The organism is Xanthomonas sp. MLO165, from assembly GCF_018831305.1.
Classification (GTDB): domain Bacteria; phylum Pseudomonadota; class Gammaproteobacteria; order Xanthomonadales; family Xanthomonadaceae; genus Xanthomonas; species Xanthomonas arboricola.
Window position 1 is genome coordinate 494,133 of sequence record NZ_CP029263.1, and the last position, 20,861, is coordinate 514,993.

Below are 20,861 nucleotides of genomic sequence, written 5' to 3' on the forward strand. Positions count from 1 at the left end.
CTCCTGGATTTGCCATGCATCGGCGCCTCGTTACCTCTGCCGCTTTCTGTGTGCTGCCGCTGGCATTGATTGCCTGCGGCAAGGCGCCCCCCTCCGACCCGCGTACCGCGGCTCCGCTGGTGCGGGTGGCCATCGTCGAAGAAGCTGGTGCAGCGGCGCGCAGCTTCTCCGGCACGGTCGCGGCCCGTGTACAGAGCGACCTGGGGTTCCGGGTCGCCGGTAAGGTGCAGGAGCGTCTGGTCGATGCCGGCCAGCGCGTGAAACGTGGCCAGCCGCTGCTGCGGATCGACCCGGTCGACCTCAAGCTCGCCGCGCGGGCGCAGCAGGACGCGGTGGCGGCCGCGCAGGCGCGCGCCCAGCAGGCGGGTGAGGATGAAGCGCGCTACCGCGATCTGCGTGGCACCGGCGCCATCTCGGCTTCGGCCTACGACCAGATCAAGGCCGCCGCCGACGCCGCCAGGGCGCAGCTGAGCGCCGCCCAAGCGCAGGCCGAAGTAGCCCGCAACGCCAACCGCTACACCGACCTGCTGGCCGACGCCGATGGCGTGGTGATGGAGACGCTGGTCGAACCGGGCCAGGTCGTCGCGGCCGGGCAGCCGGTGGTGCGGCTGGCGCATGCCGGCCGCCGCGAGGCGGTGATCCAGTTGCCGGAAACCCTGCGCCCGCAGGTCGGCTCGGTGGCGCAGGCCACCTTGTTCGGCAATGCCGCTGTCACCGTGCCGGCGACCTTGCGCCAGCTGTCCGAAAGCGCCGACCGGCTGACCCGCACCTTCGAGGCACGTTACGTGCTCGATGGCGCACTGGGCGATGCGCCGCTGGGCACCACCGTCAGCCTGCGCATCGCCGATGGCACGGCCGCCGGCCCGCAGGCCGGGCTGCAGGTGCCGCTGGCCGCGCTGTTCGATGCCGGCAAGGGGCCGGGCGTGTGGGTGATTGCCGGCAATCCGGCCAAGGTGCGCTGGCGGCCGGTGACGGTGCTGGGCCTGGACGACGACCATGCCACGGTTGCCGGCAAGCTGGCGCGCGGTGAGCGCATCGTGGCACTGGGTGCGCACCTGTTGCGCGACGGCGAGCAGGTGCGGGTGGTCAACACGATTGCGCCTGCCGCCGGCGCCACGACCGGCGCCAAGGCCGCGGCCGCGGCAGGAGCGCAGCCGTGAGCGAAGGCCGGTTCAATCTTTCCGCGCTGGCGGTGCGCGAGCGCTCGATCACGCTGTTCCTGATCGTCCTGATTTCGCTGGCCGGCCTGGTCGCCTTCCTCAAGCTTGGCCGGGCCGAAGACCCGGCCTTCACCGTCAAGGTCATGACCATCGTGACCGCCTGGCCCGGCGCCACGCCGCAGGAAATGCAGGACCAGGTCGCCGAGAAACTCGAAAAGCGCCTGCAGGAGCTGCGCTGGTACGACCGCAGCGAAACCTATACGCGCCCCGGGCTTGCGTTCACGACCTTGACCTTGCTGGACAGCACACCACCCAGCCAGGTGCAGGAGCAGTTCTATCAGGCGCGCAAGAAGGTGGGCGACGAAGTCGGCAACCTGCCGGCCGGCGTGATCGGGCCGATGGTCAACGACGAATATGCCGACGTCACCTTCGCGCTGTTCGCGCTCAAGGCCAAGGGCGAGCCGCAACGTTTGCTTGCGCGCGATGCGGAAAGCCTGCGCCAGCGCCTGTTGCACGTGCCGGGCGTCAAGAAGGTCAACATCATCGGAGAACAGCCCGAGCGCATCTTTGTCGAGTTCTCGCACGAGCGCCTGGCCACGCTGGGCGTGGATCCGCAGGAGGTGTTTGCCGCGCTCAATGCGCAGAACACCTTGAATGCGGCAGGTTCGGTGGAGACGCGCGGGCCGCAGGTGTTCATTCGCCTGGACGGTGCGCTCGACAGCCTGCAGAAGATCCGCGACACCCCGCTGGTGGTGCAGGGCCGCACCCTGAAACTGTCGGATATCGCCACGGTCAAACGCGGCTACGAAGATCCGTCCACCTTCATGATCCGCAGTGGCGGCGAGCCGGCGTTGCTGCTGGGCATCATCATGCGCGATGGCTGGAACGGGCTGGATCTGGGCAAGTCGCTGGACAGCGAAGTGGGCGCAATCAATGCCGAGCTGCCGCTGGGCATGACCCTGAGCAAGGTCACCGATCAGGCGGTCAACATCGACGCGTCGGTGGGCGAGTTCATGACCAAGTTCTTCGTCGCACTGCTGGTGGTGATGCTGGTGTGCTTCGTCAGCATGGGCTGGCGCGTGGGTATCGTGGTGGCGGCCGCGGTGCCGCTGACGCTGGCGGCGGTGTTCGTGGTGATGCTGGCCACCGGCAAGAACTTCGACCGCATCACGCTGGGGTCGTTGATCCTGGCGCTGGGATTGCTGGTGGACGACGCCATCATCGCGATCGAGATGATGGTGGTGAAGATGGAGGAAGGCTATAGCCGCGTCGCCGCATCGGCCTATGCGTGGAGCCATACCGCCGCGCCGATGCTGTCCGGCACGCTGGTGACCGCGGTCGGCTTCATGCCGAACGGCTTTGCCGCCTCCACTGCCGGCGAATACACCAGCAACATGTTCTGGATCGTGGGGATCGCGCTGATTGTGTCGTGGGTGGTGGCAGTGGTGTTCACGCCTTATCTGGGCGTCAAGATGCTGCCGGATCTGAAGAAGATCGAAGGCGGCCACGCCGCGCTGTACGACACGCCGCGCTACAACCGCTTCCGCAATGCGCTGGCACGCGTCATCGCGCGCAAGTGGTTGGTGGCCGGCTCGGTGGTGGGCCTGTTCGTGCTTGCGATCCTGGGCATGGGCATCGTCAAGAAGCAGTTCTTCCCGATCTCCGATCGCCCTGAAGTGCTGGTCGAAGTGCAACTGCCGTACGGCAGCTCGATCACCCAGACCAGCGCGGCCACGGCCAAGCTGGAAGCCTGGCTGGCCAAACAGGACGAAGCGAAGATTGTCACCGCGTATATCGGCCAGGGCGCGCCGCGTTTCTTCCTGGCGATGGGCCCGGAGTTGCCGGATCCGTCGTTCGCCAAGATCGTGGTGCGCACCGACAACCAGCACAAGCGCGACGCATTGAAGCTGCGCATGCGCAAGGCCGTTGCCGAAGGCTTGGCCCCCGAAGCACGCGTGCGCGTGACCCAACTCACCTTCGGCCCGTACTCGCAGTTTCCGGTGGCCTACCGGGTCAGCGGCGCCGACCCGCAGGTGGTGCGTGGCATCGCCGCGCAGGTCAGGCAGGTCATGCAGGACAGCCCGATGCTGCGCACCGTCAACACCGACTGGGGCACGCGCACGCCCACGTTGCATTTCACCCTAGACCAGGACCGCCTGCAGGCGTTGGGGCTGACCTCGACCGCGGTGGCGCAGCAACTGCAGTTCCTGCTCAGCGGCGTGCCGGTCACGTTGGTGCGCGAGGATATCCGCAGCGTGCAGGTGATGGCGCGCTCGGCTGGCGATACGCGCTTCGATCCGGCACGCATCGCCGACTTCACCCTGGCCGGTGCCAACGGCCAGCGCGTGCCGCTGTCGCAGGTGGGCAAGGTGGATGTGCGGATGGAAGAGCCGATCATGCGCCGCCGTGATCGGGTGCCGACGATCACCGTGGGCGGAGATGTCGACGACCAACTGCAGCCGCCGGATGTCTCGGCGGCGATCACCAGGCAGCTGCAGCCGATCATCGACACATTGCCCAGCGGTTACCAGATCAAGGAGGCCGGTTCGATCGAGGAATCCGGCAAGGCAACCACCGCGATGCTGCCGCTGTTCCCGATCATGCTGGCGGCCACCTTGCTGATCATCATCCTGCAGGTGCGTTCGATCTCGGCGATGGTGATGGTGTTTCTGACCAGCCCGCTCGGCCTGATCGGCGTGGTGCCGACCCTGATCCTGTTCCAGCAACCGTTCGGCATCAATGCGCTGGTGGGCCTGATCGCGTTGTCGGGCATTTTGATGCGCAACACGCTGATCCTGATCGGGCAGATCCATCACAACGAGGCCGAAGGGCTGGACCCGTTCCATGCGCTGGTGGAAGCCACCGTGCAGCGTGCGCGCCCTGTGATCCTGACCGCGCTGGCGGCGATCCTGGCGTTCATCCCGCTCACGCATTCGGTGTTCTGGGGCACGCTGGCCTATACGCTGATCGGCGGCACCCTGGCCGGCACGATCCTGACGCTGGTGTTCCTGCCGGCGATGTATTCGATCTGGTTCAAGATCCGGCCCGATTCCGGTAGCACCCGGGCAGCGACGCAGCACGTTTGATGCCGCCCGGCCAGGGCGGCCAAGCCGCCATTATCGAAGGCGGCGGCGCGAGGTCGTTCACCCGCGTGGGCCGCCGCCGCGGCCTGCGAGGAACTGGCAGCCGGCCGGCAGGCCGGCGTGCGGGAACCGTGGCGCCGCGCAGGGCACAGACGACAGCGCGTCCGTGCCTTGCGGTTTGCCTGGTGAGGCGGAGACTCAGACCTGGTCGGTCGGAAGCACGAAGACTTCGGCGATGTTGACGTTGGACGGTGCGTGCGCCGCGAACAGGATAGTGTCGGCACTATCCATCGGGTCCAGCATGCGAACCGTGCCGGCATAACCGGGCATCATGGCCTGATATTCCGCGCCGGTGGTCTGTGCCGGAAGCTCGGTTGCGACGATGCCCGGTTGACGCGGATGTTGTGCTTCTTGCCGACTTCCATCCGCAGGCCTTCGGTGAATGCGGTCACTGCAAACTTGCTTGCCGAGGACACCGCAAATCCCTGGCCAAACACCTTGCGCCCGGCGATCGAGGAAGTATTGAAGACGTGGCCGGACTGTTGCTTGATCATCTGCGGCAGCACCGCTGCGGCCACGTTGAGCACGCCTTTCACATTGACATCGGCAGCCAGGTGGCAGGCCGAGGTGTGCGACACGCCATCGTCGTGCATGAGGCGGCGGCGGCCTGCCCGCCTGTGCCAGCCTGCATCGACGGGCCGCCCGTCGCGCCGTAGCGGCGGCGTGTATCTATGCTGGCGCAGGGCGCGCGTTGCGTTCTCCACGCCGAGGCAGGCAAACGCTTGCGCCCATGCCGCCGGCCACCGAATCCCCGGCCATTCACCCAGAATGCCCGTGTGGCCTCACAATAGGCGGCCAGCTCCCAACCGATGTCGCCATGCGCAAGACCTACCAGCTCAACCTCGAAGGCAAGAACCGCGACCGTCTGCTGGAATCCAGCAAGCACGATATCCGCAAGTACATCCGCCGCGAGCGTCGCAAGGACTTGCCGGAAGGAGCGGATTATTGGGATTTCGACATGCGCTTCGGGGTGGACGAGGCCAGTGCTGCGCCGCTGCCGCCGGCCGAGCTGATCCGCTCGATCAATGCGCTCACCAGCGAAGGTGGCGGGCAGTTCTTCGTGGAAATCCTGCGCAAGCCCGGCAAGCGGACTCCGCGTGCCGATGGCGACAGCGCCGCGGGCGGCGAACTGGATTTCGAGCAGGACTGAGTCTTCGCGTGGTGTCCGCCTCGGCGTGACGACAGCGCGTCAGGTGTCACGCACCGCCTTCAGTCGGGCTTGCCTGCCTGTGTCGCCGCTGCGGCGCGTTGCTTGTCCTTCTTGCTCGGCCGCCTGCCCTTGATGCCGCCGTTGTCGTCCGCAGCGCGCGTGCCGTTGTTCGGCATCTGTGTTGCAGGCGCCGCGGTCGCCGGGCTCGGCTCGAACCCGGCGACCACGCTGGTCGGTACGCGCAGGCCCTGGCGTTTTTCGATCAAACGCCATTGCGGCTGGCTCTCTGCCGTGACGAAGCTGATCGCAAGGCCGCTGGCGCCGGCGCGTGCGGTGCGGCCGATGCGGTGGGTGTAATCCACTGTTGAACGCGGCAGGTCGTAATTGATCACGGCCGGCAGCGCATCGATATCGATGCCGCGTCCGGCCAGGTCGGTGGCTACCAGCACCTGCAGCTCGCGCTGTTTGAAGGCGTGCAACGTACGCTCGCGGCGGCCCTGGCTCAGTTCGCCGTGCAGCGGCTGCGCGTTGATGCCGGTCTTGCCGAGTTTTTCGGCGATTTTTTCGGCGGTGTGCCGGCTGGCGACGAACACCAGCACATGCGACCAACCATGCTCCTGCAGCAGGTGGCGCAGCAGTTGCGTGCGCTGGCCGGCATCGACGGCGATCGCGCGTTGTTCGATCGCAGGCGCAGCCTCCGGGGTGGCGGCAACGGTGATGCGCAGCGGGTCGCGCAGGCGGCGCTTGGCCAGCGAGGCGATGCCGGGCGGAAACGTGGCCGAAAACAGCACGCTCTGGCGCTGCGTCGGCAGCAAGGCCAGGATGCGATCGAGCTCGGCGCCGAAGCCCAGCTCGAGCAGACGGTCGGCTTCATCCAGCACGAGTGTGGCGACCTCGCTCAGGCGCAGCGCGTTGTGGTCGACCAGATCCAGCAGCCGCCCGGGCGTGGCGACCACGATATCGGCACCACCACGCAGGGCGAGTAGCTGCGGATTGATCGAACTGCCGCCGGTGGCCGCCACGATCTTGAGCCGCCGCGGCAGATGCGCGGCCAGTTGGCGCAAGGTGTCTTCCACCTGCGCAGCGAGTTCGCGCGTGGGCACCAGCACCAGCGCACCGAGCACGCGCGGCGCGGTGTCGGGCGCCAGGCAACGTTGCTGCAGCAGCGGCAGCGCATAGGCCAGCGTCTTGCCCGAGCCGGTCTGCGCCATCGCGATCAGGTCGCGCCCCTGCAGCATCGGCGCAATGGCCTGCTGCTGGATTGGCGTGGGTGTGTGGTGACCGGCGCGTGCCAGTGCAGTGTCGAAGAATGGCTGCAGCTGTGGCGACAGCGAGAGATGGGCAAATGACATGGGCCGATTATCCAGGCATTTGCGCTGCAATGGTCGGTGGGACGTCATGCGGGGTTGCCGCTGGGCAATGCATCGATGGGCGGGCAGGGCGCCGCAACCAGAGCGCAGCGCCGCCGCTCGGCAGCGCATCTCTCCATATCGTCCAAGTCCATCGCGGCACAATGCGTAACGCAGTCAAGACTTCGACCCATAGATTCTTAGGGGCGATCAGATGTTTGAATCAAAAGACTGGTCCGTCGAGTGCGCGGTGCCCTCACCGCTTGCGGGACACGCCGTGAATCCGTCCGTGGAGGCTCCTCGGCGGCATCCATGCCGCCGAGGGTCCCGCAACCGGCGAGGGCACCGCACCAGAAAGTTACTAGGTTGCTTCAATGAAAGCCTGCTTGTTGCTTGGCTCGTCTTGGATAACCGATTGGCCTTGCTATAGAAACAACCCATCTCATGCGCTGCTTGTAACCGCGCACACCGACCAGCTCGACTGGTCCTTGCCCGCCCACCGTCGCGGGACCTTATGCGGCATGGATGCCGCGTAAGAGCCTACAAGGACGTACTTGCGGCGTGTCCTGCGAGGGTGGGCGGGCAAGGACCCTGCAGCCAGGCCGCAGGTCAGCCGCTCTACGAGTGATCTGTCCGCAATATTCAAGCTCGCAAGACACGGAATCCGAAGCAATAAAGGCTCTACTGCGGTCTCCATGCCGCCACGGGTTCCGCAAGCGGCGAACTTATCGAACCGCGGGTCCGGTCGCGCGTGGTTGGATGCGACAAGGCGAGCCGCACCCACCAAGCGGTGGGCGCGGCCGTTCTGCTATCCGTGCCTCAGTTGGCCAGCGCCAGATCGTCCAGCAGTGCGCGCAGGAAGCGCGCGGCTTCGCCGCCGGTGGCGGCGCGGTGGTCGAAGGTCAGCGACAGCGGCATCACCTTGTGGGTTTCCACCCCGCCCATCACCGGAGTGAGTTGGTAGCGTGCGCGGCCGGCGGCGACGATGGCCACGCATGGTGGCACCACCACCGGGGTGGCGTAGCGGCCGGCGAACATGCCGAAGTTGGACAGCGAGATGGTGTAGCCGCTGAGTTCGGAGGCGGCGATGCTGCGGTTTTCCACCTGCTGGCGCAGCCGGTTGACGCTTTCGCGAATGCCGTGCGCGTCGAGCATGTCGGCATTGCGCAATGCGGGCACGAACAGGCCTTCTTCGGTATCCACTGCAATGCCGATATCCACCTGCGTGTGCAGGGTGCGGCTGAGTGCCTCGCCGTCGAACCAGGCATTGAGCGCCGGCACCGCCTGGCACGCCCGCACGATGCCGCGCACCAGCCGCACGGTGACATCGTTGCCGGGCTGCCAGGCGTGGATGTCGGCATCGTCGTTGAGCGTGGTCGGCACCACCTTGCTGTGCGCATCGGCCATGACGCGCGCCATGTTGCGACGCACGCCCTTGAGCTGCTCCGGCTGGCCTTTGGCGACCACGCCTGGCGACTGGGTGCGCATCGGTTTGCCGCTGGCAGACAGCGCTGCACGTGGTTGCGCGTTGCCGGCTGCGCTGGTTGCCGATTGCGTGCCGGCAGCGGCGTGCGAGGCGGCTGCCGGCGCGTTGTTGCCGTTGCTCGGGGTGACCGAGGCGCCGGCGCGCGCTGCAGACAGCGGCGCGCTGCCGGCCGCGGCGGCCTGCTTCACATCCGCCATCGTCACCGTGCCATCCGGGCCGCTTGCGCGGATCTGGGCCAGATCCACGCGCAGCTTGCGCGCCAGCGCGCGCACGGCCGGCATCGCGCGCACGCCGCCCACGGCGATCGCCTGTTCGCTCTGCACTGCGTTGGAGCTCTGCATCGCACCGACCACGGTACCGGCGTCGTCGCGCTCGCTCTCGCCACTGGAATCGGCATCGGCAATCTCGCCGCCGTTGTCGGAGGCGACCACGCGCGCGGTCGGGCCGGCCGCGCTATCGCCGGTGCTGGGCGTGTGCGTGGGTGCAGGGCCATGCGAGTGGCCGGTGTCCTGACCATCGGCGCGCTGCGGCTGCGAGGCGTCCAGCGCGAACTGCGCCAGCATCGCACCGGTGACGATGATGTCGCCGGCGGCACCGGCGAGCTTGGTCACGGTGCCGGAAAACGGCGAGGGCACCTCGACCACCGCCTTGGCGGTCTCCATCGAGACCAGCGGATCGTCCAGGCGGACGCTGTCGCCCTCCTTGACGAACCATTCGACGATGGTGGCGTCGGGCAGGCCTTCGCCCAGGTCGGGCAGGTGGAAATTCTTGGCTTCGCTCATGGCAGGTTCTCTTGCGCCGCAGGCAGCGGCGGCGTGGTGTCGTCGAGGAGTTCGAGGTCGGCGGCCGGCAGCCAGCCCTGCATGCCATCGGCACGCTCGGACCACCACCAACCGCCATGTTCGTAATGCAGCAGCACGTCCTCGCCCTGGTGGGCATCGAGTTCGCGTGCGTCGTAGTCGCGCAGGGCTTCGGCCTGGCCGTCGCCCAGCGGGCGCAGCCAGGCCACCGGGGCCCAGCCGGCATGGCCGTCGCCGGTGTTGACCCAGGCGAAGGCCGGCCATTCCTCATCGCGCACGCCGATGGTCACCTGCTGGCCAGCGCGGAAGCGGATCGGGTTGGCGTACGCGGCGCGGTAATCGCAGAGCAGACGGGCGCGCATGTCAGCCGGCGGCCACCGCGCGACGGGCGGCGGTGACGATGCGCTCCACGCTCGGCAGGTACTTCATTTCCAGACGGAACAGCGGGATATGCGTGTCGTAGCCGGTGACGCGTTCGACCGGTGCGAGCAGGTCGTACATCGATTTTTCCGCCAGCTGCGCGGCGATCTCCGCACCGAAGCCGGCGGTGCGCGGGGCTTCCTGCACGATCACGCAGCGGCCGGTCTTGGCCACCGATTCGGCGATGGTGTCGAAGTCCAGCGGGCGCAGCGTGGCCACGTCGATGACCTCGGCGCTGATGCCTTCGCCGGCGAGTTTGTCGGCCGCTTCCAGCGCTTCCTTGACCTGCGCGCCCCAGGTGACCAGGGTGACGTCGGTGCCGTCGCGCAGCACGAAGCACACGTCCAGCGGCAGCGCCTCGCCATCGTTGGCGACCACTTCCTTGTACTGGCGGTAGATGCGCTTGGGCTCCATGTAAATCACCGGATCCGGGTCGCGGATCGCGGCCAGCAACAGGCCATAGGCGCGCTGCGGCGAGGACGGCAGCACCACACGCAAGCCGGGCACGTTGGTGAAGATGGCCTCGTTGGCTTCGCTGTGATGTTCCGGCGCGCGGATGCCGCCGCCCCACGGCACGCGCAGCACCATCGGGCAATGCAGGCGGCCGCGGGTGCGGTTGCGCAGGCGTGCGGCGTGGCAGATCAGGTGATCGACCATGGGATACACGAAGCCGTCGAATTGCGCTTCGGCCACCGGCTTCATGCCCTGCGCGGCCAGGCCGACGCTCAGGCCGGCGATGGTGGTTTCATCCAGCGGCGTGTCCAGCACCCGCTCGCTGCCGAACCGCTGCTGCAGGCCGGCGGTGGCGCGGAACACGCCGCCGTTGACGCCGACATCCTCGCCCAGCACCAGCACCGCAGGGTCGTGTTCCAGCTCCCAGGCCAGCGCCTGGGTGATGGCTTCGATCAAGGTGATGGGCGAACTCATGGCGATCTCTCCGCGCGTGGCTGCGGCGTTGTAAGGGGCGCTGGCCTGCTGCTGTGTCGCAGCCAGGTGTGACTGGTTGAGCTCATCCATGACGGGCCTCCTGCGCCATCACCTCGGCGCGCTGGGCCAGCAACTCGGCCGGCGGGTCGCCATAGAGGTAATCGAACATCGCTTCGACCGGCTGTACCGGCGTGTTGAGGTAGGCATTGACTTCTTCGTCCACGCGCGCGCCGCATTCGGCCTTCCAGGCGGTTTCCTGCGCCTCGTCCCACAGGCCCTGCGCGGTGAGATAACGGCGCAGGCGCAGCAGCGGCTCGCGCGCCCAGCCCTGCTTGACCTCTTCTTCGCCGCGGTAGCGCCGCGCATCGTCGGCGGTGGTGTGATCGGACAGGCGGTAAGTCAGGAACTCGATCACCGTGCCGCCGTCGCCGGCCAGTGCACGCGCACGCGCCTGGCGCATCGCCTCGAGCACTGCGATCAGGTCGTTGCCGTCCACCTGCAGGCAATGCAGGCCGCCGGCCAGGCCCTTCTGCGCCAGCGTCTGCGCGCCGGTCTGCGCCGAGCGCGGCACCGAGATCGCCCAGCCGTTGTTGATCACGCACAGGATCAGCGGCAGCTTGTAGGCGCCGGCCGAATTGAGCGCGGCGTAGAAGTCGGTCTTGGAGCTGCCGCCATCGCCGCAGCAGGCCACAGCGACCTGCGGCTTGCCCTGCAGCTTGAACGACAGCGCCGAACCGGCCGCGTGCAGGCACTGGGTGGAGATCGGCACGCAGATCGGGAAGTCGATCGCCGCATCGGCATCGCGCGGATAGTCGCTGCCGCGTTCGTCGCCGCCCCAGTACAGCAGCACGTCGCGCGGGCGCACGCCGCGTTCGAACATGGTGCCGTACTCGCGATAGCTGGGCGCGAACACATCGCCGCTGCGCATCGATGCGCCGATGCCCACATGGGTGGCTTCGTGGCCGAGGCAGGCCGCATAGGTGCCCAGCTTGCCGGTGCGCTGCAGCGCGACCGACTTGCTGTCGAAGGTGCGCACGAACAGCATGCGCTTGAACAGCGCGAGCAACTGTTGCGGGTTGGCGGCGTCGGCCGGCAGGTCGTCGCGGACGATCTGGCCGTCCGCATCCATGTATTGCAGGTATTCGATCTCGAACTGCGCGGCTACGCTCATTGCGGCGACACCTTCACCAAGAAGTTTCAAATGATATGAGTTGCGATGTTAAGGACCACGCAGCAAAAAGCTGTCCTGCACCGCAGCACACAATGATGCTGGCTTGCACAAAAAAAAGGGCGCGGACCAGGCCGCGCCCTTTGTCGCAGTACAGAACTGCGACGTGTTGCACTGCGATCAGCGGCGGCCGGTACCTCCACCGATCGGGGTAACGATCAGCGCCGCGTTGTCGGCCGGGTTGGCATCGGGCGAGGTCGAGCTGGCGCTGGCCTGCACCCGCACCGCGCGTTCGGCCGGGATCGGCTTTGCCGCGACGGTCAGCTGGAACACGGCCTGCGCGCCCGGCTGCACTGCGGCGGCAGTGCTGCAGACAAACACTGCGTTGCGCAACGACGGCAGTTGCTTGGTGCAACGCCAGCCGCTGGGCGGCACCAGCAGCGACAAGGCCGATACCGTGTTGCCTTCGATCCGCACGCTGGCACCGGTGGCCGCTGCGTTGCCGCGGTTGTCCAGCAATACCCGGTAGGTGGCGTTGAAGGCGGTGGTGGGCAGCGTGGCAGGGCCTTCCAGGCGCACTGCCAGATCGCTGCGCAGCGCTGGCTGCACACTGACTGCGGCGGTGTCGGTGTTGTTGTCCGGCTGCGGGTCGGGCGTTTGCGAGGCGACCGAGGCGGCCAGGGTCAGCGTGCGTCCTGCCAGTTCCGCGCCAGCGTCGACCTGCACGGCAAAGCGCTGTGCGTTACCGGCTGCCAGCGAGGCGATGGTGCAGGTGACCACCGTCTGGGTCGCGGTTTCCGGCGCCTTGCAGCTCCAGCCCGGTGCCGCGGTGACCCGCGGGCTGACCGCGGTATCGAAGGCCAGTGCCACCGCGGCAAACGCCGCGCTGTCGGGCCCACGGTTGTCCACATCCACACTGAAGTCGATGCGCTCGCCTTCGGTGACCTGTGCGCGTGCCGCAGTGACCGTTGCGCCCAGGTCGGCACGCAACGCGGGCGCCATGCGCAACAGCACCACGGTGGGGTCGTGATCGGACAGGCGCGTGGGCGTATTGGCATCGTTGCGCGCAGTGCCGGGGAAGTCGGCATTGATGCGTGCGTGGCCCACCGACAGCGAGGCGATGCCGGGTGCGCGCATCAGCGCCTCGTTGGCCAGGATGTGATCCAGCGACTGCACGTTGCCGTCGAAGGCGTACGAGTAGCTCTGGTCGGGCGTGTTGAACCAGGTCAGATCGGTGTAGTCCGGGTTGACCAGGTCCGCGCCATCGCCATTCACCACGGTCTGCGCATCCGGCGCCGGCCGGCCGGTGACGGCGCCCATCGCATCCACATAGCCGTCGTTGAACTCGAAGGCGTTGAAGTCGCCCATCACCAGCACCTGCTCGGCCGGGTCGAGCTGCTGGCGCGTCTGCAGCAGGCGCGCCAGGTACTCGGCCTGGGCCTGGCGTTTGGCGCGGATGCGGGTGCCTGCGGCATCGTCGGTCTCGGCGCCGTTGAGCGAGCGTTGATGCACCACGATGGCGGTCAGCGGCAGCACGCGGCCATCGGCCTGATGCACCCTGGCGGTAAGCACCAGCGGCGGGCGATCGTTGAGCAGGCTCACGCCACCGCCCGGTTCGGTCCAGGTGGTGGTCTTGCCTTCCTGGGCGATGGACACCACTTCCACGCGCGGCATGCCGGCCGACACTGTACCGGTCTTGACCAGGAAGCCGACGTCGATGCCGCCGACGTCGTTGCCTTCCTGCAGGTAGGCCACGTACTGCGGGTTGGGCTGGCCGGAGGCGATGGCATCGGCGTTGATGCGCGCAGCCAGGGTCTGCAGCACGCTGATGTTTTCCACCTCCACGGTGCCCAGGATGTCGGGCGTGTGCAGGTAGTTGCGGATCGCCAGCGAGGCCTTGTTGAGGCGGGCCTGGAACGCGGCCGGAGTGAGCACCGGTTCGCCGATCGCCGGGTCGTTCTGGTCGTCGAAGAAGCGCTCCATGTTGTAGGTCGCCACGGCCACGTCGTCGGCCTGCGGTACCGGTGCGGGGCGCGGTTGGTCGGCACCGTTGCAGTTCACCTGCGGGGTGCGTTCCGGATACAGCGTGTAGCGGCGGAAGCTGTAATCCAGCGGGCCGGTGACATCCAGCACGACGCAGCCGGAGGCCAGATCCAGCCGTTCGGCGCCCACGCCGGCACTGCCGACGGCGATCACTTCCGGGTTGGTGTTCCAGCGCGGCACGCCGGCAGGCGAGCCAGCCGGCAGCGGGTCGGGCAACTGCACGCCGGGCTCGCGAAAGGCGCGCGGCAGGCCGGTGACCACCGCATGGAACACGCCATTGCTGGTGGCGCTGGCGTTGGTCTCGTTGACGCTGCCGCCGGTGGGGGCATTGACGGTGAGGCTGGCGGCGGTGACACGCATGCCTTCCAGCGCTTCGAGCTGATCAAAGGCGCCATTCGGGTTAGGGAAGTTCGCGCTCAACGCCACCGGCATCGGCAACGGGTTGCCGGTGGAATCCAGCAGCACGGTCAGGCTGCCGCCGATCTCGGTCAACGGCGGCTGGGTCGGGTCGGCGGTGGGCACGTACTCGAGCACCGTGCCCTGCACGCGCACCCGGTTGCCGATGGCAGCGGCATCCGGCGGTGCGCTGCCGGTGTAGACGTAGACGCCTTCGGAGGTGGCCGGATCGCCATCGGTTTCGGCATCCGGTGCCTGCAGGAAGAAGCCGGCGCTGCGACGGGCAGTGACGATGCCCGAGGTGGCGACCACCTGGCCTTCCAGCGGCGAGCGTGCGCCCTTGCCCTGGATGGCGTGGATCGGCAGCAGGCTGAAGTCGTCGTTGAGGATGGTGCCGGTGGCACTCAGCGTGGCCGGCAACGCGCCGGTGAGGCCGCTGATCTGCAGCGCGAAGGTCTCGTCGGGCTCGGGCGTGGTGTCGCCCAGCACCTCCACGGTGATGCTGGCGCTGCGCTCGCCGGCGGCGATGCGGACGCTGGAGGCGGGCAGGGCGACATAGTCGCTGCCGGCCGTGGCCGTGCCATCGGCGGTGGCGGCGGTGAAGCTCACCCCGCCTGCGCCGGCCGGCTGGCTCAGGCTCAGCGTGAACACGAAACTGCGGCTGCCGCTGTTGCCTTCGGCCTGGCTGACGTCGGCCAGCGTGGCGATCGGCTGGCCGCCGCCGCTGCACAGCCGTGCGGGGCTGGCGGCGTTGCGCGGCGCCGGCGCGCCGGTGGCGAAATCGGCCGCGTTGTTGTCGGTGTCGGTGCAGCCATCGCCGCCGCGCAGCACTGCCAGCGTATTGCTGGGCGCCGGCGTGGGCGCATTGCCTTCGGCGCAGCTGGCGGTGCTGCCATAGCCGACCAGGTCGGCATTGCCGGTGGGGCAGGCGCCGCTCAACGCGGAGGCGCTGTTGCTCAGCGCCACCTTGCCGGCGCCGCCGCCCATGGCGATGGTGCCGGTGGCATCGGGCGTGGGCAGCGCGACGCTGCCGCCGCTGCCATCGGCCTGCTTGACCAGGTAATAGCCGCCGGCCGGAACGCTGCCTGCCAACGGCGTGACCTGCCAGCTGCTGCCGGCGGCCGAGGCGTATTGCACCGACCAGCCGTCCAGGCTGACCGTGGTGCTGCCGATGTTGTGCAGCTCGACGAAATCGCTGCGGAAGGTGGCACCGCTGTTGCCGCCACCGCCGTAGACCTGGCTGATGACGACCTGGGCATTGGCGTGGCCGGCAACCGCCAGCGCACAGAGAAGTAAGGCTGCACGACGCTGCAACACATGCATGAGATGAGAGTCCCCTGATCCATGAGACGTGAAGCGCTCCCCTGGTCCGGCCACGTCCCTGGCCGGCAGCGCCGTTCGATTCTGCATGAATTTGCAGACCTTGGTTGACGATACGGTGACACCGGCGCAGCCGCCGCAGCATTTTTCAGGTGTGAAGTAATGGTCGCGTACGTCACGGCAGCCAGGCTGCCAAGCAGGCAGGCCAGCCAGACAAACCGGACGCTGCTACGGCAGCGCGCTGCCGCGACATGCATCAAGGCCGCGCGCTGCAACTCCTGCCTCCCGATTCCCGATTCCCGAATCCCGATTCCCCCCAATCCCCAATCCCCAATCCCCAATCCCCAATCCCCAATCCCCGCCACTGAGCTACCCTGACCGGCCCGATCCACCTGCACCGCCATGCCCGTCGACAAGAATCTGCGTGACCTGGAACCCGGCATCCACACCGATCTGGAGGGGCGGCTGACCTACGGCGGCTATCTGCGGCTGGACCAGTTGCTGTCGGCGCAGCAGCCCCTGTCCGAACCGGCGCACCACGACGAGATGCTGTTCATCATCCAGCACCAGACCTCCGAGCTGTGGCTGAAGCTGCTGGCGCACGAGCTGCGCGCGGCGATGGTGCACCTGCAGAACGACCAGGTCTGGCAGTGCCGCAAGGTGCTGGCGCGCAGCAAGCAGGTGCTGCGCCAGCTCACCGAACAGTGGTCGGTGCTGGAAACGCTGACGCCGAGCGAGTACATGGGATTCCGCGACGTGCTGGGCCCCTCGTCCGGCTTCCAGTCGCTGCAATACCGCTATATCGAGTTCCTGCTCGGCAACAAGAACCCGCAGATGCTGCAGGTGTTCGCGTACGACCCGCAGGGGCAGGCGCGGCTGCGCGAGGTGCTGGAAGCGCCCAGCCTGTACGAGGAGTTCCTGCGCTACCTGGCGCGCTTCGGCCATGCGATTCCGCCGCAATACCAGGCCCGCGACTGGACCTGCGCGCATGTGGCCGACGACAGCCTGCGCCCGGTGTTCGAGCGCATCTACGAAAACACCGACCGCTACTGGCGCGAGTACTCGCTGTGCGAGGACCTGGTCGATGTGGAAACCCAGTTCCAGCTCTGGCGCTTCCGCCATATGCGCACGGTGATGCGGGTGATCGGCTTCAAGCGCGGCACCGGCGGGTCCAGCGGCGTGGGCTTTCTGCAGCAGGCGCTGGCGCTGACGTTCTTCCCGGAGCTGTTCGACGTGCGCACCTCGGTGGGCGTGGAAGGTCGTGAGCCGGTGGGTGGTGGCCGCGGTGAGCCTGAAAAGGGCTGAGCGGGTCGCTACGGGCGTCATCCCCGCAGAGCGGCCGCGATCAGGCCGGCGAGTCCTGCGAATTTGACGCGTACATGACGTCTAAGTGATCCTCGCGCGTCTCCCGGGGTACGCTCCGGGCACCCAGCCATTACTGAATACGCAAGGGACATTCCATGAGCGTTGACGCTACCGCGCCGACTTCCGCCGCCACTCCGCCGCCGCCGGCACCGCCCGAGTTCCCCACGCTGCTCGGTCATCCCCGGCCGCTGTGGATGCTGTTCATGACCGAATTCTGGGAACGCTTCGCGTTCTACGGCATTCGTTGGGCGCTGGTGCTGTACATCGTGGCGCAGTTCTTCAACGGCGATGCCACCGGCCAGGCGCCGGCCGGACGCACCTATGGCGCCTATCTGGCGCTGGTGTATGCGGCAGCGATCTTCGGCGGCTACGTGGCCGACCGCGTGCTCGGCTACCAACGCTCGATCCTGGTCGGTGCGGCCGTGATGGCCACCGGCCTGTTCCTGATCGCCATTCCCGACCACACCATGTTCGAGATCGGCCTGGCCACCGTGGTGGTGGGCAACGGGCTGTTCAAACCGAACATCTCCACCATGGTCGGCAAGCTGTACTCGGTGGCCGATCCGCGCCGCGACAGCGGCTTCACCATCTTCTACATGGGCATCAACCTCGGCGCGATGATCTCGCCGGTGCTGACCCAGCTGCTGGCCGAAAAGGTGTTCGGCACCGACGCCATGCCGTCCTACAAGATGGTGTTCATGGCCTCCGGCGTGGGCATGCTGATCAGCCTGGTGTGGTTCTGGATCGGCCGCGCGCAGCTCAAGGGCATCGGTGCACCGGCGCCGAACGCGCAGGGCATTGGCCGCGTGCTGATGGTGCTGGTCGGCTGCGTGCTGGCGATCCCGGTGGTGTACTTCCTGCTCGCCGTCGGTGCGGACGTGCTGCAGATCGTGCTGACCGTGTTGTTCGTCGGCCTGTCGGTGATGCTGCTGGTCGAAGGCATCCGCGAAGGCAAGGTGCAGCGCGACAAGGTGATCGCAATGCTGATCATCTTCGCCTTCAACGTGCTGTTCTGGATGTTCTTCGAACAGGCCGGCAGCTCGTTCACCTTCCTGGCCGACAACATCGTCGACCGCAGTTTCGGCGACTGGACCTTCCCGACCGCCTGGTTCCAGTCGGTGAACTCGATTGCGATCATCACGCTGGCGCCGGTCATCGCCTGGATCTGGGTCAAGGCCGGCCGCTTCAACCCGTCGATTCCGCGCAAGTTCGGCCTGGGCCTGCTGTTCAACGGCCTGGCGTTCCTGCTGCTGATGTTTGCACTGTCGAGCCTGGTCAACGATGCTGGCAAGGTGCCGTTCTGGACCTTGTTCATGGTGTACGTGATCCAGTCGGTGGGCGAGCTGTGCCTGTCGCCGATCGGCCTGTCGATGGTGACCAAGCTGGCGCCAGTGCGCCTGGTCGGTTTCGGAATGGGCGGCTGGTTCCTGTCCACCGGCATCGGCAACAACCTGTCGGGCATTTTTGCCGGGCATGTCAGCGGAAGCGAAGGGATGAGCGTGTCTTCGGCCCTGAGCGGGTATACCTTCGGATTTTGGGCGCTCTTGGGCGCTGGCGCGGTGTTGTTCCTGATCGCGCCGTTGATCAACAAACTGATGCATGGTGTGAAGTGAGGAGAACAGCGATGCCGATCAAACCCACTGTCTGTGGCCTGCTGCTGGCAGGTCTGTTGAGCGCCTGCGGGCAGCCCACCGAGCAACAGGAGGCGCCACGGCCGCTGGATACCTCGATGCAGAAGCCGCCCAGCGCCGATCCCAGCCAGCCGGTGTCCTCGGGCAATACGCCCACCGCGGCGGACATCGCCGCGGCGGCGGCGCTCAATGCGCAGTACGACCCCTCGCGCGATCCGGCCGCCGATCTGGAGACCGCCAAGGTCGAGGCCAAGCGCGGCGGCAAGCGCATCGTGCTCAATGTCGGCAATGCGGCCTGCGAGCCGTGCAAGGCGCTGGACGAACTGATGGGCGGCGATGCGGAGCTGCGCAGCTTCCGCGACGCGCACTTCGTGGTGGTCAAGGTCAATCGCGATGCGGCCAACGAGAATGCCGCGTTCCTGTCGCAGTTCGCCCAGCTCAACGACTATCCGTCGCTGCTGGTGCTGGACAACGACGGCAAGCTGCTGACCACCCAGACCGGCCCGGACCTGCGCAAGGGCGAGCGCTTCGACCGCAGGAAGCTGTTCGACTTCCTCAAGCAGTGGGCGCCGCCGCAGGCCTGATCCGTCGTTGCCGTGGCATGCAAAAACCCCCGCACTGCGGGGGTTTTTTTATCAGTCCTTGCCGGCCATGCGCGGCAGCCCGTCCTTGGCCAGCCGGTCGATCAGCTTTTCCAGGACCTGCTGCTCCTCGGCACTGAACACCGACATCAGCCGCTGTTCCATCTCGTTGACCAGCGGGGCGACGGTCTCGTAGACCTGGCGGCCGGCCGGCGACAGTGCCAGCATCGAGCGGCGGCGGTCGTCGCCATGGGTTTCGCGGCGGATGAAGCCGCGCTCCAGCAGGCGCGCAACGGCGCGGCTGACTGCAACTTTATCCATCGCGGTGCGGTCGGAGACCTCGCTGGCCGAGGAACCCGGATACAGCGCCAGGATGGTGATCACCCGCCACTCGGGGATGGCCATGCCGTAACGATCGCCGTAGACCTTGGCGATGTTGCTGCTGATACGGTTGGACAGCACGCTCAGGCGATACGGCAGGAACTGCTCGAGGTTGAGCAGCACAGGATGCGGCGGCGGGGTGGGGGCGTCGAGATCGCTCATGTTGCACTGTGTCTTGATTTTGGTTTCATTTGCAACTACAAACCTTGGGTGGCCTGCGCATTCTCGCGGGTCTTCTGCCACCCCGCATAGCCCTGCGGACGGCCTAGCGTGGAGAAACGACGATGAGCGCACAACCGAGCAGTACCGCAACCCGCCCGAACCTGGGCATGCAGGTCACCACCTTCGACAATCCGATGGGGATCGACGGGTTCGAATTCGTCGAATTCGCCGCGCCGGCCGACCAGGCGGCGCAGCTGCACGACTATTTCCGCAAGATGGGCTTCAGCGCGGTGCTGCGCCACCGAAGCCGTGCCATTACCGTCTATCGCCAGGGCGGGGTCAACTTCCTGCTCAACGAAGAGCCCGATTCGTTTGCCGCCGATTTCGCCGCCGCGCACGGCCCGAGCGCCTGCGGCTTTGCGATCCGCTTCCGCACCCCGGCCGAGACCGTGTTGCAGACCGTGCTGGGCAACGGCGGCGAAGCGGTGCAGGACAAGGCCGACACCCGCGCCGTGCCGGCCCCGGTGGTCAAGGGCATTGGCGACTGCATGCTGTATCTGGTCGACCGCTACGGCGATGCGGGCAGCATCTACGACGCCGACTACGAGCCGATCGAAGGCGCCGACCAGCACCCGGCCGGCTTCGGGCTGACCTTCATCGACCACCTGACCCACAACCTGTACTTCGGCAACATGCAGCGCTGGTCGGACTATTACGAGCGCCTGTTCAACTTCCGCGAGATCCGCTACTTCGACATCAAGGGCGCCAAGACCGGCCTGGTGTCCAAGGCGATGACCGCCCCGGACGGCATCGTGCGCATTCCGCTCAACGAATCCTCCGACCCCAAGAGCCAGATCAACGAGTATCTGGACGCCTACCACGGCGAAGGCATCCAGCACATCGCCTGCTTCACCGACGACATCTACAGCTCGGTGGAAAAGATGCGCGAGGCCGGCGTGACATTCCTGGACACGCCCGACACCTATTTCGACGTGGTGGACCTGCGCATCCCCGATCACGGCGAGGATGTCGAACGCCTGCGCCGCAACAAGATCCTGATCGATGCCGACGTGGACACCAAGCAGCGCAAGCTGCTGCAGATCTTTACCCAGAACTGCATCGGCCCGATCTTCTTCGAGATCATCCAGCGCAAGGGCAACGAGGGCTTCGGCGAAGGCAATTTCCAGGCGCTGTTCGAGAGCATCGAGCGCGACCAGATGAAGCGTGGGGTGCTTTGAGGGCGGGGATTGGGGATTCGCTGTTCGGGATTCGGGATTTGCGGTTGGTGCGGTTAACTGGGTCGGTGCGGGTTTGAGTGGTGCAAAGTGTTGCGATGTCAGCCTGGCTGCCCGTCACGTCGGATGTGGCTCCGGTACGGA

At 67.0% G+C, this 20,861-nt stretch carries 16 protein-coding genes; 7 read left to right on the top strand and 9 right to left on the bottom strand.

The annotated features are described in order from the left end of the window. Positions 1–14 precede the first annotated feature (14 nt). A complete protein-coding gene (locus DGN21_RS02145) occupies positions 15–1,160 on the top strand; it encodes an efflux RND transporter periplasmic adaptor subunit (RefSeq protein ID WP_126965372.1) in 1,146 nt (381 codons plus the stop codon). Next, complete coding sequence (locus tag DGN21_RS02150; protein WP_160955101.1) at positions 1,157–4,246, top strand: efflux RND transporter permease subunit; 3,090 nt, start codon at positions 1,157–1,159, stop codon at positions 4,244–4,246. The genes DGN21_RS02145 and DGN21_RS02150 overlap by 4 nt, the downstream gene beginning before the upstream one ends. 195 nt (positions 4,247–4,441) lie before the next feature. On the opposite strand, the gene DGN21_RS20270 is transcribed toward DGN21_RS02150, so the two are convergent. Together DGN21_RS20270 and DGN21_RS02155 are read right to left on the bottom strand one after the other, a co-directional pair. Then, positions 4,442–4,576, bottom strand: a complete 135-nt coding sequence (locus tag DGN21_RS20270; RefSeq protein WP_255419557.1) for a hypothetical protein — start codon at positions 4,574–4,576, stop codon at positions 4,442–4,444. Then, positions 4,573–5,007, bottom strand: coding sequence for an SDR family NAD(P)-dependent oxidoreductase (locus DGN21_RS02155; protein WP_202397561.1), 435 nt, complete (start codon positions 5,005–5,007; stop codon positions 4,573–4,575). The genes DGN21_RS20270 and DGN21_RS02155 overlap by 4 nt, the downstream gene beginning before the upstream one ends. A gap of 113 nt (positions 5,008–5,120) precedes the next feature. Here DGN21_RS02155 and DGN21_RS02160 point away from each other — a divergent pair, with 113 nt between their 5' ends. Next, positions 5,121–5,453: a DUF6172 family protein gene (locus tag DGN21_RS02160; protein WP_046345437.1), complete on the top strand. Its 333-nt coding sequence runs from the start codon at positions 5,121–5,123 to the stop codon at positions 5,451–5,453. A gap of 59 nt (positions 5,454–5,512) precedes the next feature. Here DGN21_RS02160 and DGN21_RS02165 read toward each other — a convergent pair whose 3' ends face one another. The 6 genes from DGN21_RS02165 to DGN21_RS02190 form a co-directional block, all read right to left on the bottom strand. Then, positions 5,513–6,805 carry a DEAD/DEAH box helicase gene (locus tag DGN21_RS02165; RefSeq protein ID WP_126965370.1) on the bottom strand — a complete coding sequence of 431 codons (1,293 nt, stop codon included), beginning with the start codon at positions 6,803–6,805 and terminating at the stop codon, positions 5,513–5,515. Between the two features lie 816 nt (positions 6,806–7,621). Beyond that, entirely contained in the window at positions 7,622–9,070 is a 1,449-nt protein-coding gene (locus DGN21_RS02170; protein WP_126965369.1) for a dihydrolipoamide acetyltransferase family protein, read from the bottom strand. Next, positions 9,067–9,450 (bottom strand): SH3 domain-containing protein, encoded by a 384-nt coding sequence (locus DGN21_RS02175; protein ID WP_016901649.1) that lies wholly within the window; start codon positions 9,448–9,450, stop codon positions 9,067–9,069. The genes DGN21_RS02170 and DGN21_RS02175 overlap by 4 nt, the downstream gene beginning before the upstream one ends. A gap of 1 nt (position 9,451) precedes the next feature. Continuing rightward, on the bottom strand, positions 9,452–10,525 hold the full coding sequence (locus DGN21_RS02180; RefSeq protein ID WP_039515775.1) for an alpha-ketoacid dehydrogenase subunit beta: 1,074 nt from the start codon (positions 10,523–10,525) through the stop codon (positions 9,452–9,454). Beyond that, complete coding sequence (pdhA, locus tag DGN21_RS02185; protein WP_016901647.1) at positions 10,518–11,606, bottom strand: pyruvate dehydrogenase (acetyl-transferring) E1 component subunit alpha; 1,089 nt, start codon at positions 11,604–11,606, stop codon at positions 10,518–10,520. The genes DGN21_RS02180 and pdhA overlap by 8 nt, the downstream gene beginning before the upstream one ends. 177 nt (positions 11,607–11,783) lie before the next feature. Further along, the gene (locus DGN21_RS02190) at positions 11,784–15,365 is read right to left on the bottom strand and encodes a lamin tail domain-containing protein (RefSeq protein ID WP_126965368.1); all 3,582 of its coding nucleotides are present in this window, start codon (positions 15,363–15,365) and stop codon (positions 11,784–11,786) included. A 399-nt stretch (positions 15,366–15,764) separates the two neighbouring features. Here DGN21_RS02190 and DGN21_RS02195 point away from each other — a divergent pair, with 399 nt between their 5' ends. The 3 genes from DGN21_RS02195 to DGN21_RS02205 all read left to right on the top strand — a co-directional run bounded on the left by DGN21_RS02195 (position 15,765) and on the right by DGN21_RS02205 (position 18,942). Continuing rightward, the gene (locus tag DGN21_RS02195; protein WP_047126213.1) at positions 15,765–16,667 is read left to right on the top strand and encodes a tryptophan 2,3-dioxygenase family protein; all 903 of its coding nucleotides are present in this window, start codon (positions 15,765–15,767) and stop codon (positions 16,665–16,667) included. Positions 16,668–16,822: 155 nt separating this feature from the next. Then, entirely contained in the window at positions 16,823–18,340 is a 1,518-nt protein-coding gene (locus tag DGN21_RS02200) for an oligopeptide:H+ symporter (RefSeq protein WP_046345443.1), read from the top strand. A gap of 11 nt (positions 18,341–18,351) precedes the next feature. Beyond that, positions 18,352–18,942 carry a thioredoxin family protein gene (locus DGN21_RS02205; RefSeq protein WP_054592411.1) on the top strand — a complete coding sequence of 197 codons (591 nt, stop codon included), beginning with the start codon at positions 18,352–18,354 and terminating at the stop codon, positions 18,940–18,942. Positions 18,943–18,993: 51 nt separating this feature from the next. Here the strand turns inward: DGN21_RS02205 and DGN21_RS02210 are convergent, their stop codons facing one another. Continuing rightward, a complete protein-coding gene (locus DGN21_RS02210; protein WP_016905082.1) occupies positions 18,994–19,482 on the bottom strand; it encodes a MarR family transcriptional regulator in 489 nt (162 codons plus the stop codon). 122 nt (positions 19,483–19,604) lie between these two features. Between DGN21_RS02210 and hppD the strand changes: the two genes are divergently transcribed. Then, positions 19,605–20,720 (top strand): 4-hydroxyphenylpyruvate dioxygenase, encoded by a 1,116-nt coding sequence (hppD, locus tag DGN21_RS02215; protein ID WP_046345445.1) that lies wholly within the window; start codon positions 19,605–19,607, stop codon positions 20,718–20,720. Positions 20,721–20,861 lie beyond the last annotated feature (141 nt).